This is a genomic window from Cellulosimicrobium sp. NPDC055967, assembly GCF_042269845.1.
Classification (GTDB): Bacteria; Actinomycetota; Actinomycetes; order Actinomycetales; family Cellulomonadaceae; genus Cellulosimicrobium.
Window position 1 is genome coordinate 143,566 of record NZ_JBHJYJ010000001.1, and the last position, 15,148, is coordinate 158,713.

General features: G+C 78.3%; 14 protein-coding genes and 1 pseudogene. 3 read left to right on the plus strand and 12 right to left on the minus strand.

Annotated elements, in window-relative coordinates; translation table 11 throughout:
• Positions 1–144 precede the first annotated feature (144 nt).
• The 5 genes and pseudogenes from ACFC2L_RS00680 to ACFC2L_RS00700 form a co-directional block, all read right to left on the minus strand.
• Positions 145–870, minus strand: a complete 726-nt coding sequence (locus tag ACFC2L_RS00680; RefSeq protein WP_375822323.1) for a hypothetical protein — start codon at positions 868–870, stop codon at positions 145–147.
• Positions 867–1,454 carry a signal peptidase I gene (locus ACFC2L_RS00685; protein WP_375822324.1) on the minus strand — a complete coding sequence of 196 codons (588 nt, stop codon included), beginning with the start codon at positions 1,452–1,454 and terminating at the stop codon, positions 867–869. The genes ACFC2L_RS00680 and ACFC2L_RS00685 overlap by 4 nt, the downstream gene beginning before the upstream one ends.
• A complete protein-coding gene (locus ACFC2L_RS00690) occupies positions 1,447–1,923 on the minus strand; it encodes a hypothetical protein (RefSeq protein ID WP_375822325.1) in 477 nt (158 codons plus the stop codon). Before ACFC2L_RS00690 ends, ACFC2L_RS00685 begins: the two co-directional genes overlap by 8 nt.
• Positions 1,924–2,302: 379 nt before the next feature.
• Positions 2,303–2,740: pseudogene (locus ACFC2L_RS00695) on the minus strand (alternate-type signal peptide domain-containing protein); the annotation flags it as partial.
• Positions 2,741–2,991: 251 nt separating this feature from the next.
• Entirely contained in the window at positions 2,992–3,687 is a 696-nt protein-coding gene (locus ACFC2L_RS00700) for a demethylmenaquinone methyltransferase (RefSeq protein WP_375822744.1), read from the minus strand.
• A gap of 67 nt (positions 3,688–3,754) precedes the next feature.
• On the opposite strand from ACFC2L_RS00700, the gene ACFC2L_RS00705 reads away from it, so the two are divergent.
• Together ACFC2L_RS00705 and ACFC2L_RS00710 are read left to right on the plus strand one after the other, a co-directional pair.
• On the plus strand, positions 3,755–5,143 hold the full coding sequence (locus ACFC2L_RS00705; protein WP_375822326.1) for an isochorismate synthase MenF: 1,389 nt from the start codon (positions 3,755–3,757) through the stop codon (positions 5,141–5,143).
• Between the two features lie 135 nt (positions 5,144–5,278).
• Positions 5,279–5,815: a GNAT family N-acetyltransferase gene (locus tag ACFC2L_RS00710; RefSeq protein ID WP_375822327.1), complete on the plus strand. Its 537-nt coding sequence runs from the start codon at positions 5,279–5,281 to the stop codon at positions 5,813–5,815.
• Between the two features lie 212 nt (positions 5,816–6,027).
• On the opposite strand, the gene ACFC2L_RS00715 is transcribed toward ACFC2L_RS00710, so the two are convergent.
• The 7 genes from ACFC2L_RS00715 to ACFC2L_RS00745 all read right to left on the minus strand — a co-directional run bounded on the left by ACFC2L_RS00715 (position 6,028) and on the right by ACFC2L_RS00745 (position 14,064).
• Positions 6,028–7,764 (minus strand): S1C family serine protease, encoded by a 1,737-nt coding sequence (locus ACFC2L_RS00715; RefSeq protein WP_375822328.1) that lies wholly within the window; start codon positions 7,762–7,764, stop codon positions 6,028–6,030.
• 83 nt (positions 7,765–7,847) lie between these two features.
• Positions 7,848–9,734: a 2-succinyl-5-enolpyruvyl-6-hydroxy-3-cyclohexene-1-carboxylic-acid synthase gene (menD, locus tag ACFC2L_RS00720; protein WP_375822329.1), complete on the minus strand. Its 1,887-nt coding sequence runs from the start codon at positions 9,732–9,734 to the stop codon at positions 7,848–7,850.
• 5 nt (positions 9,735–9,739) lie between these two features.
• Entirely contained in the window at positions 9,740–10,744 is a 1,005-nt protein-coding gene (locus ACFC2L_RS00725; RefSeq protein WP_375822330.1) for an o-succinylbenzoate synthase, read from the minus strand.
• A gap of 56 nt (positions 10,745–10,800) precedes the next feature.
• Positions 10,801–11,517, minus strand: coding sequence for a DUF1345 domain-containing protein (locus tag ACFC2L_RS00730; protein WP_375822331.1), 717 nt, complete (start codon positions 11,515–11,517; stop codon positions 10,801–10,803).
• A 59-nt stretch (positions 11,518–11,576) separates the two neighbouring features.
• Entirely contained in the window at positions 11,577–12,182 is a 606-nt protein-coding gene (locus ACFC2L_RS00735) for a TetR/AcrR family transcriptional regulator (protein ID WP_375822332.1), read from the minus strand.
• Positions 12,183–12,187: 5 nt separating this feature from the next.
• Complete coding sequence (locus ACFC2L_RS00740) at positions 12,188–12,511, minus strand: DMT family transporter (protein ID WP_375822333.1); 324 nt, start codon at positions 12,509–12,511, stop codon at positions 12,188–12,190.
• Positions 12,512–12,573: 62 nt separating this feature from the next.
• Positions 12,574–14,064 carry a PLP-dependent aminotransferase family protein gene (locus tag ACFC2L_RS00745; RefSeq protein WP_375822334.1) on the minus strand — a complete coding sequence of 497 codons (1,491 nt, stop codon included), beginning with the start codon at positions 14,062–14,064 and terminating at the stop codon, positions 12,574–12,576.
• Between the two features lie 67 nt (positions 14,065–14,131).
• Between ACFC2L_RS00745 and ACFC2L_RS00750 the strand changes: the two genes are divergently transcribed.
• Entirely contained in the window at positions 14,132–15,145 is a 1,014-nt protein-coding gene (locus ACFC2L_RS00750) for an EamA family transporter (RefSeq protein ID WP_375822335.1), read from the plus strand.
• Positions 15,146–15,148: the final 3 nt, after the last annotated feature.

Consider the following 15,148-nt stretch of genomic DNA (forward strand, 5'->3'; position numbering starts at 1 on the left):
ATCTTGTGACGAAGGTCCTCGCGCGCGGCGACTCCCGGCCCTGTGGATCGGGACCGGCGGGCAAGGGGGCCGGCGCGGCGATGGCCTAGCCTCCCCGCGCCGCCCCCGGTCGCGCGGCGAGCCTCCGCCGCGCGTCGCCGCAGGTCAGCGGCCGCCGGACGACGCTGCGTGCCCTCGTCCCAGGCGGGCGAGCGCCAGGCCGGCGCCGACCGCGAGCGCCGCCGCGGTCGCGAGCCACCACGTGTCGGCCCCGGTGCGCGCCAGGGCGGGGCCGGTCGACGGCGGCTCCCCCGGGGCCGGCGCCGGGCCGGTCCCCGGGACGCCCACGAGGTGCACCGCCTCCAGCACCCCGGCGACCGACCGGCGCGTGGACGACGGCGCGTCCGCCGACATCGCGCCGCTCACCTCCACCCGGCCCACCTCCCCGGGGTCGAGCACGGGCCCCTCCCACGTCGCGGCGCCCGGCGCCACGCCGTCCAGCCGGACGTCGAGCCACGCGCCGAGCCCGGTCCGCGCGACGGCCGGGTCGACGTCGGCGGCGAGGTCCACGAGGACGCGCGCCGCCGTCGGGCCGTCGTTGCGGACCCACAGGTCGCGCGCGACGGTCGCCCCCGGCACGACGAGCGCGTCCGGGCCGAACAGGGACGCCGGGAGGCCCGTCGCCCACGTCGCGCCGTCGGCGCTCAGCCGGAGCGCGTCCTCCTCCCCCGGCGCGGCGCCGGCGCCGGCGCCGGACGAGGCCCCCAACGAGGTCCCCGCTGCGGTGCTCGCCGTCGTCCCCACCGCCGCCTGGCCCGGCCCGGCGAGCACGGCCGCGAGCAGCACGCCGGCGAGCGCGCGGAGCGACCCTCGGGCCGGGCCCCGGCTCACGGGACCACCGCCGGGGTCCTGCGGCGCCGCGAACCTTCGCGCAGTCCCGCCGCGACCTGCCAGGCGCCCCACCCGAGGAGCCCGGCGGCGGCCACGACGGCGACGGTGCGGCGCGTGTCGCCCGACACCGCGGAGCTCACCCACCCGAGCAGCGGGACCGCGTAGACGACGGACCCGCGGAGCTGCACGGGCCGGACGGGCTCCGGGTCGGGCGCGGCGTTCGCGTCGCCCTGCGTCGTGAGGACCCGCGCGTCGTCGGGCCCCACCCCGACGGCGACGACCCGGTGGGTGACGACCTCCGGCCGGCCCGACGCGAGCTGGTACGTCACGACGTCGCCCGGGGCGACGCGCGCGACGTCGACCGGCCGCACGACGACCATCGTCCCGGGCGCGTACGTCGGCCGCATCGACCCGGTGAGCACCGTGTACGGCGTCGCCCCCAGCACGAGCGGCACGACGACCCCCACGAGCGCGAGAGCGACGGCGCACCCGAGCGCGAGCACGCCGAGCGCCCGGGCGAGCGGCCCGTGCCGCCGCGTCGTGCCGCGCTCGCGGTGCCGCCCGCCGCGGGGCCGCTCAGCCACAGGAGACTCCCGAGAGCCCGGTGCCCGCGAGGAGCGCGCCGCGGACCGGGACCGCGTTGCCCGGGACGGAGACCCATCCCGACGCGTGCACGGACTGGACGCTGACCTGCAGGATCGTGCCGCCCAGCAGCAGGTCGAGGATCGACTGCCGGAGCCCGCCGAGCAGCGACTCGGTGATGACGAGCTGCGTCGCCGTGGTCTCGGTGGTCGTCGACTGCCCGCCTCCCGCGATCGTCACGCGGTAGCGGGCCGGGGCGGGCGTCGGGGCGGTCCACCGCACGGTCGCGCTCCGCGCGAGGTTGGTGCCCGTCGTCGTGCACGTCGTCCCGGTCGGGGCGGGGATCGTCGCCGCCGACGCCGTCGTCCAGAGCGACCCGCTCGCCGTCCACCACGCGACGGCCGGGCCGCCGACGAGCGCGAGCGCCACGGCCAGCGCGGCGACCACCCGGAGCCGGGCGCCGCGCGTCACGACGGCCTGCTCTCGAGCGTGACCGTCACCGCGACCTGGGCGCTCAGGCCCTGCCAGTCGCTCGGGCTCCCCGCGGGCAACGTGTAGCGGACGCACACCTGCGTCGTCGCGCCCCGCGCGTACGTCTGCGGGCTGAGCGTCCCGGCGGGCAGGGCCGTCCCCGTGCACGCCCGACCGCACGTCCGCGCCGCTGACCGGCTGCGAGGCCGACCACGTCGCCCACGCCGCGGCCGCCGAGAGCGGGAGCGCGGCGAGCGCGAGCACGACGGCGCCCCGCGCGACGGCACGGCCGCGAGGGACGCGGCCCGCCCCCTGGTCCGGGGTCGGACCGTGCGGCCGTGCGCGGCGGCGGGAGCGGTCGACGCCCACCGTGGGCCTCTCAGAGGTGCTGCTCGAGCGTGAACGTCAGGCTCGACAGGTTCACGACCGAGCTCGTCGCGACCTGGTCCGGCGTGGTCTCGTCGAACGTCAGCGTGACGTCGGCGTCGACCGCCGGGTAGGCCGCGGTCGACGGCGCGACCTCGAACGTCCCGTCGCCGTTGTCCGTCGCCCACGACGGCGGGCCGTCGAGCACGAACGCCACGTCGAGCGCGTCGAGGAGCGCCTGGTCGCCCGTGAGCGTGTCCGTGCCCGCGACGGCGAGCGTCGACTGCAGCGAGTCGCCGGTCGCGGTCACGGTGACCGGCTGGCTGAACGCCAGCACGTCGCCCGGGACGATGCGGACGGCCGTGACGTCCGCGACCGCGGTCCCGTTGAGCGTCCAGGCGGCCGTCCCCAGGGCGAGGTCCAGATCACCGGAGCTGATGTCCCCCGCCTCGGCGACGGCCTGCGAGTCGGACTACAGCGCGTAGGTCCCGGCCCCTCCGAGGAGGAGCAGCGCCCCCGCCCCGATCGCCAGCGCACCCTTGGTCAGGCGTTCCATGTCGTGCCCCCTACGTACCGCGCGCGGGCCCCCGTTGGCCGCGCTCGTCCCTCGACGATAGGTCGGACGACGCGGACCGGCTCGCCCGGGCGCCGTGCGGTACGGGTGAAGTCGCCGCCGGCCGGGGCCCGGGCCGGGCGGTGGGGTCAGGCGGGGCGCGTGCCCCGGTGGAGCGCGACGATCCCGCCGGAGAGGTTGCGGTAGGCCACCTTCTCCCAGCCCGCGCGGAGCAGGAGCCGGCCGAGCCCGACCTGGTCGGGCCAGGCCGCGATGGACTCCGCGAGGTACTCGTACGAGCCGCCCTCGCGCGTCACCGCGGCGGCGATGCGCGGCAGGGCCTGCACGAGGTACTCCTGGTAGACGACCCGGAACGGCGCCCACGTCGGGGTCGAGAACTCGCAGATCACGACGCGCCCGCCCGGCCGCACGACGCGCAGCATCTCGCGCAGCGCCCCGTCGGTGTCGACGACGTTGCGCAGGCCGAACGAGATCGTCACGGCGTCGAACGTCCCGTCCGCGAACGGCAGGCGCGTCGCGTCGCCGGCGACGAACGGGAGGTCGGGCCGGCGCTCCTTGCCGACCTGGAGCATGCCGAACGAGAAGTCGCAGGGCACGACGCGCACCCCGTCGTCGGCGAACGGCTCGGACGACGTCCCGGTCCCGGCCGCGAGGTCGAGGACCTTCTCCCCCGGCAGCGCGCCGACCGCGCGCACCGTCGCCCGGCGCCAGGCACGGTCCTGGCCGAACGACATGATGTCGTTCGTGAGGTCGTAGCGCGAGGCGATCCCGTCGAACATCGACGCGACCTCGGAGGGCTTCTTGTCCAGGTTGGCGCGGGGCATGCCGCCCATGCTTCCACGTCCTCGCACCGCAGGGCGCACCCGCGCGCGCGGCTTACGCTGGGAGGCGATGACTGCAGAACCGTCGGCCACGGCCGCACAGCCCCGACCCCGGCCGAGCATCGTCGTGCGGACCACCCGGGTCCCCGACCTGCCCGGCGGCCTGGGCGCCCTCGTCGACCTCCTGCCCGACGCGCGGCCCCTCGCCTGGGTGCGCCGTGGCGACGGGATCGTGGGCTGGGGCGAGGCGCTGCGGCTCGAGACGTGGGGCCCGGGCCGGTTCGCCGACGCCGAGGCCGCGTGGCACGAGACGCTCGCGCGCGCCGTCGTGCGCGACGAGGTGGGGCTGCCCGGGACGGGTCCGGTCGCGTTCGGCTCGTTCGCGTTCGACGACTCCGCCCCCGGCGACGACGCCCACGACCCGGTCCGCGCGGGCGGCGTGCTCGTCGTGCCGCGCGTCGTCGTCGGCCGACGCGACGGCCAGGCGTGGCTCACGACCGTCGACACCGCCGGCTCCCTGTCGTCCTCCCCGACGGACGCGCTGCGCCGCACGCCGCGCACCCCCGTCACGGCGCCCGGCGAGGTCGCGTGGCACGACGGCGCGCTGCGGGCCGACGACTGGGCCGCCGTCGTGGCGGAGGGCGTCGAGCGCATCCGCTCCGGCGCGCTCGAGAAGGTCGTGCTGGCGCGGGACGTCGTCGCGCACACGGCCGAGCCCGTCGACCCGCGCTGGCTGCTCGCGCGCCTGGCGACGGCGTACGAGGCGTGCTGGACGTTCTCCGTCGACGGCCTCGTGGGCGCGACGCCCGAGCTCCTGGTCCGCAGCGAGAAGGGTCTCGTCACGTCGCGCGTGCTCGCGGGGACGATCCGCCGCGGCGGGCTGTCCGACGACGAGGCGCTCCTGCGGGCGGCCCAGCTCGCCCGGTCGTCGAAGGACCTCGAGGAGCACGAGTACGCCGTGCGGTCGGTCGCGCAGGCCCTCGCCCCGTTCTGCTCGTCGATGAACGTCCCCGACGCGCCGTTCGTGCTGCACCTGCCGAACGTCATGCACCTCGCGTCGGACGTGACCGCGGTCCTCGCGCGCGGCGCGGTCGCGCCGACGACGCCGGGCGGCACCCCGACCCGCACCGCGGCGGGGCCCACGAGCCTCGCGCTCGCCGCGGCCCTGCACCCGTCGGCGGCCGTGTGCGGCACGCCGACGAGCGTCGCGCGCGACGTGATCCGCGAGATCGAGGGCATGGACCGCGGCCGGTACGCCGGGCCCGTCGGGTGGCTCGGCGCGGACGGCGACGGCGAGTGGGGCATCGCGCTGCGCTCGGCCGAGCTCTCGGCGACGGACCCCCGGTCGGTGCGGCTGTTCGCGGGCTGCGGGATCGTCGCCGCCTCCGACCCGGCGGCCGAGGTCGCCGAGTCCGAGGCGAAGCTCGAGCCGATGCGCTACGCGCTCGGCGGAGCCTGAGGACCGCGACGCGCCGTCCGCCTCGTCCGGGCGGTCACGCCTGCGTGCCTGCGTGCGGAACGTCACCCCCGTCGACTTTCGACCGCCACCCGGACGACCGGGCCGGGCGCCCGCGGCGCTGCTAGGTTTCGGGAGGTGTCCGACTCCTCCCAGTTTTCCCGTCCTCGCTCCGCCTCCCCGTCCGGCGTGCTGGTCCGCCGGGCCGTCGTCGCCGACCGCGACGCGGTGTGGCCGCTCGTCCTGGAGCTGCCTCGCCACGACCCCGAGCGGGAGGCGTTCGAGCGGTCCTTCGGCCCCCTGCTCGCCGCGCTCGACACGTACTTCGCGGTCGCGGAGCTGCCCGACCACGGCGTCGTGGGGTACCTGCTCGCGAACCGGCACCTGACCTTCGCGTCCAGCGGCGTCGTCTGCCGGGTCGAGGAGGTCGCGGTCCTCGGGCCGCACCGCCGCCAGGGCATCGGGCGCCACCTGCTCGAGAGCGCCGAGGAGTGGGCCGCCGAGGTCGGGGCGCGCCGCGTCGGGCTCGCGACCGGTCTCTCCAAGGAGTTCTACGTCTCCGGCGGCTACGCCGAGACGGCCGGCTTCTTCACCAAGCGCGTGGAGGCACCGGCCGCGCCGGCCGCGGCCGGCGGCGACGCTCCGTGGGCTCCGAGCCCCGCCGCCGCCGACTGAGCGGGGCCGCACCGACGACGAGCGGCCGGCACGGGATCCGTGCCGGCCGCTCGGTGCGTGCCCGGACCGCGGGGGGACGTCCGTGGCCCGGGCACCCGCCCGCCGCGTTCAGGGGTCGCGGCGGGACGTGGCGCGGGGTGCGGGTCGCGCGTGCCGGCACGACGACCCGCCCCCGCAGATCGTGGGCGCCCCTCGCGGGGCGCCCGCCAGGGTCAGCCCTGGCCGCCGAAGAACCAGTCGAACGGGTTCGGCACGTTGCCCGGGTCGGTCGGGTCGGTCTGCTGGCCCTGGTCGCCGCCCTGCTCGCCCTGGCCGGGGAGCTGCCCCTGACCGCCCTGGCTGCCGTCCTGGCCCGGGAGCTGGCCCTGGCCGGTGGTCTCGTCGTCCGCGGGGCGCGTGGCGAGCGTGACGTCGAGCTCGAGCGTCTTGCCGTCGCGCACCACGGTCAGCGTGGACTTCGCGCCCGCGGCGCGCTCGCGCACGAAGGCGGTGAGCGACTCGGCGCCGCCGACGGCGTGGCCGTCGATCGCGACGATCACGTCGCCGGACCGGATGCCGGCGTCGGCCGCGGGCGACCCGTCGGTGACCTCCTGGACCTCGGCACCGCGACGCGTGACGCCGTCCGCGGTCGCGGTGGCGTCCGCGAGCGTCACGCCGAGGAACGCGTGCTCGGCGGTGCCGTTCGCGATGAGCTGCTCGCTGATCGACTTCGCGAGGTTCACGGGGATGGCGAACCCGAGGCCGATCGAGCCGGACTGGGTGCCGCCTCCCGACAGCGTCGCGATCGACGACGTGATGCCGATGACGCGACCCTGCGCGTCGAACAGCGGGCCGCCGGAGTTGCCGGGGTTGATCGCGGCGTCGATCTGGATGGCGTTCGTCACGACGGACGTCCCGCCGTCCTCGCCCGACGCGGAGACCGGGCGGTCCACGGCCGACACGATGCCGGTCGTCGCGGTGTTCGCGAGGCCGAGCGGGTTGCCGACCGCGAGGACCGACTCGCCGACGCTCACGTCGTCGGAGTCGCCGAGCGTCGCGGGCTGCAGGTCGTCGGGCGCGTCGACGAGCTGCACGACGGCGAGGTCCGTCGCCGGGTCGAGCCCGACGATCTTCGCCTCGAAGAGGCGGCCGTCGCTGAGCGTCACCTGGACGGTGTCGTTCTCCGCGCCGGACACGACGTGGTTGTTCGTGAGCACGTGGCCCTTGTCGTCGATGATGACGCCCGACCCCTCGGCGCCACCCTGCTGGGTCTGCACCTGGATCGCGACGACCGACGGTGAGACGGCCTTCGTCACGGACTCCCAGTTCGGGTTCTGCGAGGACGAGTCGGAGACGGGCGCGGCCGTGTTCTCCTGGTGCTGGCCGACGTCGGCGAGCGACGCCGAGTCCTGGTCGGTGCCGAACGCGCCGGTGAGGCCGGCGGTGCCGACGCTCGCGAGGACCGCGGCCGCGGCGGCCGCGCTCACGACCGGCACCCACGTGCGGCGACGCCGCGGGGCGCCGTCCGCGCCCTGCGCCACCGGGACCGGCGGTGCGGGCGGCGGGCCGTAGGCGCCCGACGGCGCGTGCGGACCGGCGGGGGCGCCCTGGGCGGGGCGCGCGTACGGGTCGTGCATCGGCGTCGCGGCCGCGTGCCCCGACGGCGCGGGCCGGGGCGGCGCGACGTGCTGCACGTGCTGCGGCGCGGCGAGCGGCTGCGTCGGGTGCGTCGTGGGGTACGCGGGCGCCAGCTCGCCGGCGGCGGCCGGGGCGGGGTCCGCGGCCGGGAGGGGCTGCGTCGCGGCGGCCGGGGCCGGCGGCTGCGCGGGCGTCTCGACGGCGACCGTCGCGGCGCGCTCCGCGGCGGCGGGCGTCGTCGCACCGGGCGTCGTGGGCGCCGGCGCCGCGGCGGCCGGTGCGTCGGTGGTCGGCGTGGTGGGGGTGGGCTCGGTGCCCGGGGTGTGGGTCATGGTGGGCCTCCTCGTTTCTGCCCACCACTTCACACCCGCGCGCTTGAACGACGCTTGAACGAGCCTGGGAGTTTGCTGCGAGTTCAGGCGAGCGCCGCGCGCACCGCCTCGTGGACGCTCCCGGCGAGGCGCTGCCCCGCCTCGCGCCGGTCCGCGCGGGGTACGCGCACCTCGAGGACCTGGACGCCGTGGCTCGGCGCGGCCAGCGCGTGCCGCAGCGACGGGACGTCCTGCACGAGCTGGTGGTCCACGCCGTAGCCCGCGCAGAGCTGGGCCAGGTTGGCCCCGTGCGGGGTCGCGAAGACGCGCTCGAACGTGCGGCCCGCCGCCTCCGACGTCTCCCCCAGCGCGCCCGGCTCGAGCCCGGCGAAGATCGAGCCGCCGTCGTCGTTCACCACGACGAGCTGCAGGTCGACGTGCGGCTCGTGCGGACCGCGCAGCAGGCCGCCGGCGTCGTGGAGGAACGTGAGGTCGCCGAGCAGCGCGCGCGTGCGCCGGTGCGGGCGGGCCGTGGCGACCGCCGCGCCGAGCGCGGTGGACACGGTGCCGTCGATCCCGGCGAGGCCGCGGTTCGCCAGGACGCGCGGCGCGTCGGCGTCGAGGCCGAGCACGAGGGCCAGGTCGCGCACGGGGTTGGACGACCCGACGACGAGCAGGTCGTCCGGACCGCACGCGCCCACCACGGCGCGCGCCACGCTCGGGCCGTCGGCCCGCGAGCCGTCGCTCGCGGCGGCGACCACCGCGCCCGCGGCGGCGGAGGCCGCGCGCCAGCGGGAGAGCCACCCGGAACCGGCCGAGGGGTCGCTCGTCGCGGCCGCGCGGTCGTCGGGGCGCGGGTCGAGCCAGGCCGCGGGGACGGCCGGCAGCACGGTCGAGGCGTTGCGCGCGGCGTCGGGCCACGGGCCGGCGCCGGGCGCGACGACGCTCACCGTGACGTCCCACCGCCCGAGCAGGCGCTGCACGGGACGCGAGAGCGTCGGCCGGCCGAGCACGACGACGTGCTCGACGTCGGCCACCAGCGCGTCGACGCCGAGCACGAGAGCGTGCGCGACGACGTGGTTCGGGCCTCCGGCCGCCCCCGACGAGGGTTCGGCGAGCAGCGGCCAGCCGTGCGCCTCGGCGAGGTCGCGGGCGGCCCGACCCGCGCCGTCGCCGGCCACGACCACGGTGCGCGCGCCGGGCGCGGGCACGGAGGCCTCGACGACGGTGCGGCCGGGGAGCACCGCGGCGGGCGCGACCGCGCCCAGGGGGTCGGCGCCGGGCAGCGCGAGCGCGCCGGCGCCCGGCCCGACGCCCGGTCCGGCGACGGCTCCGACGACGGGGACGACGACCGGGACGAGCGGCTCGCGGTACGCGAGGTCGAGGTGCACGGGTCCGGGGTGCCCCCGCCGGGTGCCGGTGGCCTCCCCGAGCGCGCGCGTCACGACGGCGAGGAGGTCGCGCACCTCCCCGGGGCGGCCGTCGGGCGCCGGGACGTCCGCGGCGAACCGCACGGCCGGGCCGAAGATCCCGGCCTGGTGCGTCGTCTGGTTCGCGCCCGTGCCGCGCAGCTCGTGGGGGCGGTCCGCGGTGAGGAGCACGAGCGGGACGCCCGTGTGGTGCGCCTCGAGCACCGCGGGGTGCAGGTTCGCGACGGCCGTCCCCGACGTCGTGACGACGGCGACCGGGCGGGGCAGCTCGACGCCGCCGCGCACGAGCGGCCCGGCGCCGCGCGACAGGCCGAGCGCGAGGAAGCCGGCCGCGCGCTCGTCGACGCGCACGTGCAGCGTGAGCAGGCCCGCGTCGGAGGCGGCCGCGAGCGCGTACGCGAGCGGGGCGCTGCGGGAGCCCGGCGCGAGGACGACGTCCGCGACGCCCTCGTGCAGCAGCCGGTGGACGAGCGCGAACGCGCTGCGGACCGCGGGCGGCTGCTCGTCGAGGCCGTGCAGGAGCGGGTCGACGGGCGTCGCGTCGTCGTCGAGCGGGTGCACCGGGTTCACCGTGCACCGCCCGCGGTCGCGAGCCGGGCGGCGACCCGGTCGAGGCGTTCGCGCCAGCGCCGCTCGGTGTCCGGGTCGGGCGCGGTCGCCGCGAGCGCCGCCTGGGCGGGGACCGGGCGGGTCACGGGCAGGGCGCCGTCGACGGGGACGAGCGGGTGGTCGACGACGTCGGCCGCGAAGAGGTTCACGGTCGCGAGCCCGCACGCGTACGGGAGCTCCGGGAGCGCGGCGGCGAGCGCGACGCCCGCGGCGATGCCCACGGACGACTCGAGCGCGGACGACACGACGACGGGGAGCCCGACCTGCTCGGCGAGCTCGAGGCACGCGCGCACGCCGCCGAGGGGCTGGACCTTGAGGACGACGACGTCCGCGGCGTCGGCCCGCACCACGGCGAGCGGGTCCTCGGCGCGGCGGACCGACTCGTCCGCGGCCACGGGCACGGCCGTGTCGCCCGGCTGCCCGCGCCGGACGGCCGCCAGCCCCGCGACGTCCGCGCACGGCTGCTCGACGTACTCGAGCCCGCCCGCGGCGCGGTCGAGGAGCGGCAGGCGCCGCAGGGCCTCGTCGGCGTCCCACCCACCGTTGGCGTCGACCCGGACGTGCCCGCCCGGCCCGAGGGCGTCGCGCACGGCCTCGAGGCGCGCGACCTCCGCGGCCACGGGCTCGAGCGTCCCGTCGGGTCCGCGCTGGGCGACCTTGACCTTGGCGGTGCGGCACCCGCCGGACGCGGCGACGAGCGCGCGGGCACGGTCGGGCCCGACGGCGGGGACGGTGACGTTGACGGGCACGCGGTCGCGGACGGCGGCGGGCCAGCCCTCGTCGGCCGCCTCGCGGGCGGCCCGGAGCCAGGCGGACGACTCGGCGTCGTCGTAGTCCCAGAACGGCGAGAACTCGCCCCACCCGGCCTCCCCGCGCAGCAGCACGCCGTCGCGGACGTCGAGCCCGCGGAACCGCGTGGTCAGGGGGGTGCGGTAGACGACGGTCTCGAGGCGGTCGGGCACGCCTCCAGGCTAGGCCACCGCGGGCGGCCGCACGCCGCCCGGCGCCGGGTCCCCGCTCACGCGTTGACGAGCACCACGACGACGAGCGCCACGATCACCGCGTTGAACGCGAACGCCACGACGGCGTGGGTCGTGACCATCCGGCGCGTGGCGGTGTCGAGCACGGTCACGTCGGCGGTGGAGAACGTCGTGCTCACGCCCGCGGCGAGGTAGACGTAGTCGGCGAAGGCGCGCGGCCCCCGCCCGGGAAAGGCGAACCCGTCGTCGCCCGCGGCGACGTCGCGCCGGGCGTAGTGCACGGAGTAGGAGACGAGGACCGTCACCCACGAGACGACGATCACCGCGACGCCCAGCACCGTGATCGCGGGGACGGCGGCCCACGCGACCCCCTGCGCGAGCACGAAGCCGACGAGGAGTGCCATGAGCGCGAACTGGACCGACCACGCCGCGGACCCCCCGCCGAGGAGCCACGTGCGCGCCCGGCCCCGGCCCTCGGGGTGCGCGGCGACGAGCGCCCGCTCGAGCGCGGGCCCGCGGCGCCCGGCGAACGCCACGCACGTGAGCGCGCAGTACAGGCCCGACAGCAGGACCCACACGAGGAGGCCGGCCGCGACGGGCGCGGTGTCGTCGTCGAGCCCGAGCGGGCGCGCCGCGAGGACGGCGGCGAGGGGTCCCAGCACGAGGGCGACGCCGGTCGAGGTGAGCGAGCGGACGCTCTCCGGGACCAGGCGGTCGCGCAGCGCGGGTCGGGCGGGCGACGGTCGGGTGCTCATGGGCCGCGAGGCTATCCCGGCGGTCCGGCGTGGTGCCCGCGCCGTCCCCCGCGCGGTCGTCAGGCGGCGCGCGCCCGGCCGACGAGGTCGCCGACGAGCTGCACGGCGAGCTCGCGCACGTCCCGGCCCTCGCTGAGCGCGCTCACGGCGGCCCCGTCCACCACGGCGACGAGCAGCCCGGGCGGCACGGACGCGAGGCCGCGCACCGCGAGGAGCTGGCCGACGGCGTCGTCGAGCCCCTGGCGGCCCTCGCCGTACGCGCGCGCGAGCGCCGGGTAGCGGCCCGCGCCGACGAGGTGCTCGTAGAAGCCGCGCAGCTCGCTCTCGCCGCCGGGAGGCAGCACGGCGTCGACGAGCACGTGCGCGTCCTGGCGCGCGTGGTCCCCGCCCCGCGCGGCCCGCTCGGCGGCGCCGCGCGCGTGGTCCGCCCACCCGGCGACGACGACCTCGCCGGCCGCGCCGATGAGGTCGTCGAGGCCGGTGAAGTAGTAGGTCGTGGCGGCGAGCGGGACGTCGGCCCGGGACGCGACGGCCCGGTGGGTCACCGCGGCGGGCCCCTCCTGGAGGATGAGGTCCACGGCGGCGCGCACGATCGCGTCGCGGCGCGCCACGCCGCGCGCCTGGCGGCGCGGCGCGGGCCGCGGGTCGACGGTCTCGGTCGGCATCGGTGTCAGTGCCCTCCCCCGGAGAGGTTGAGCCCGACGACGCCGGCGACGATCAGCACGAGGGAGATCACCTTGAGGACCGTCACGGGCTCGTCGAACAGGACGACGGCGAGGACGGCGGTGAGCGACGCGCCGATCCCCACCCAGACACCGTAGGCCACGCCGACGGGCAGGGACTTCAGGGCGATGCTCAGGCCGACCATGCTCAGGACGAGCATGCCGACGAACCCGACGCTCGGCCACAGCTTCGTGAAGCCGTGCGACGCCTTGAGGCTGAGAGCCCAGCCGGCCTCGAGCATGCCGGAGAGGATGAGGACGATCCATGCCATGGGGAGACTCCCTCGGGTCGGCGCACCGGGTGGCAGGCCCGCCGTCGTGCGCAGAACTGGTACTAACGTACCAGTTTCTCGGAGCCGGTCAAGGACGCCGCCCGCAGCACGCGGACCACGCGCTCGACGTCGCCGTCGCGCACGCGCGCGGTGCCGACCACCACCCCCGGCTCGTGGCGGTCCACCCCCGTCCCGCTCAGCGGCTCGGCGGGCACCCCCGCCGCCAGCAGCCCGGCGACCGCGGCGCGCTCGGCGGCCGGGCCCGGGAGCGGGACGACGAGGTGCAGCCCGGCGGCGACCCCGCCCACCTCGACCCCCGGCAGGGCGCGCGCGAGCGCGTCGAGCAGCAGGCGCCGCCGCCGCTGGTACACGAGCCGGGCCCGGCGCAGGTGGCGCTGGTAGGCACCCGACCCGAGCAGCGCCGCGAGCGCCGCCTGCTCGGGCACGGACGTCCCGAGGTCCGCGTGCCGCTTCGCCTCCACCAGGGGCCCGACGACGCGCGGCGGCACCACGACCCAGCCGAGCCGCAGCGCGGGCGAGAGCAGCTTCGACACGGAGCCGAGCAGCACGACGCGCTCCGGGTCCAGGGCCTGCACCGAGGCGACCGGCTCCCGGTCGTAGCGCAGCTCGGCGTCGTAGTCGTCCTCGAGGACGAGGCGGTCGCCCGCCGCGGCCCAGGCGAGCAGGGCGCGCCGTCGCGCGGGACCGAGCACGACCCCGCGCGGGAACTGGTGGGCGGGCGTCACGAGGACGGCGCGGGCGTCGTCGGGCAGCAGGTCCGCGCGCAGGCCCTCGACGTCCACGGGCACGCCGACGGTCTGCAGGCCGGCGTCGCGCAGCAGCTCGAGCGCCCCGCGCGACGACGGGTCCTCGACCGCCACGCGCACGGGCCCCGCGGGTCGTGCGCCCGCGACCCGGCCTGCCGTCAGCAGCCGGGCGAGGAGGGAGAGCGCCTGCGCGACCCCGCTCACCACCACCACGTCCTCCGCCGCGACGTGGGCCCCCCGCGCGCGGCGCAGGTGGACCGCGAGCGCCTCGCGCAGCGCCGGCAGCCCCTGCGGGTCCGGGTAGCCCAGGTCCGCGTCGGCCAGTCCCCGCACCCCGTCGCGCACGGCGCGCGCCCACGCGGCGCGGGGGAAGAGCGCGGGGTCGGGCGTGCCGACGCTCACCGGCCGCGCCCCCGGCGCCGGGCGGGGCCCCGAGCCGGGCTCGGTGTCGGGCCAGGTGCCGGGCGCCGCACCGCCCGTGCGGGGCGCCACGGTCCCCGCACGGCCCGACGGCGGCGCGGGCAGCGCCGCGACGACCACCCCCGACCGGGGCCGGGCCACGAGCAGCCCCTCCCCGACGAGCACGTCGACGGCGGTGGTCACCGTGCCGCGCGAGACGCCGAGCGCCGCCGCCGCGTCGCGGCTCGACGGGAGCACGGCGCCCGCCTCGAGGCGCCCGTCCGCCACGGCCGCGCGCAGGCCGGCCTGCAGCCAGCGGCCGACGTCACGACCCGGGCGCGGCCCGAGGAGGAGCAGCAGCGCGTCGGGCTCGGTCCGGGTCGTCATCTGGCCCAGTGAACCAGGCACGATCTGGACCTGCACCCTGGTCCAGGCTCGTCCCTACCGTCGACGCATGACCCTCGCTCCTCGCTCTCCCCGCGGCGTTCCGTCCGACCGCGCACCCGACCGCCCCGGAACCGCGCGGTCGGGCGACGTCCGGTGCGCCGCCGGCATGGTGATCGTCGGCTCGTCGTTCGTCGCGTCCGCCGCCCTCGCCGACTTCCCGGTGCTCGGCGGGCAGGCCGCGCGCTACGCCGTCGCGGCGCTCGTCCTGCTCGCCGTCCTCGCCGCGCGCCGCGTGCCGTGGGTCCTGCCGTCGCCGCGCGCGCTGCTGCGCCTCCTCGCGCTCGCCGCGACCGGGCTCGTGGGGTTCAGCGTCCTCGTCGTCGAGAGCGCGGGCCGCGCGGACCCGTCCCTCGTCGGGGCGGTCGTCGGTGCCTCGCCGGTCGTGCTCGCGGCGGCGGCCGCGCTGCGGGCGCGCCGCGTCGCGGTCCGGACCCTCGCGGCGGCGGCCGTGGTGACGGCCGGCGTCGTGGTCGTGGAGGGCGGCGGCGCCGGCGACCCCGTCGGCGTCGCGCTCGCGCTCGGCGCGCTCGCGTGCGAGGTGTGCTTCTCGCTGCTCGCCGTGCCGCTCCTGCCGACGCTCGGTGCGCTGCGCGTCTCCGCGTACGCGTGCGTCCTGGCCGTCCCGCAGCTCGCGCTGCTCGGCCTCGTCCGGCAGCAGGTCACGGGGCAGCCGTTCCTCGTCGTGCCCGACGCGGCCGAGCTCGCCGCGCTCGCGTACCTCGCCGTCGTCGTCACGGCCGTGGCGTTCCTGCTCTGGTACTCCGGGCTCGCCGCGATCGGCCCCGCGCGGGCCGGGCTGTTCGCGGGTCTCCTGCCCGTCGCGGCGCTCGGGGCCTCCGTCGCCCTCGGGTTCGAGGCGCTCGACGCCCGCTCCCTCGTCGGGACCCTCGTCGTCGGGGCGGGACTCGTCCTCGGCCTCGCGACGACGTCGCGGCGCCCCGACGTGCCGGCGCCCGCACGCCGCGTCGAGGGGCCGGCCCCCGCACCGAGCGCGGGTCTCGCCCCGCAGCGGCTACCGTGACGG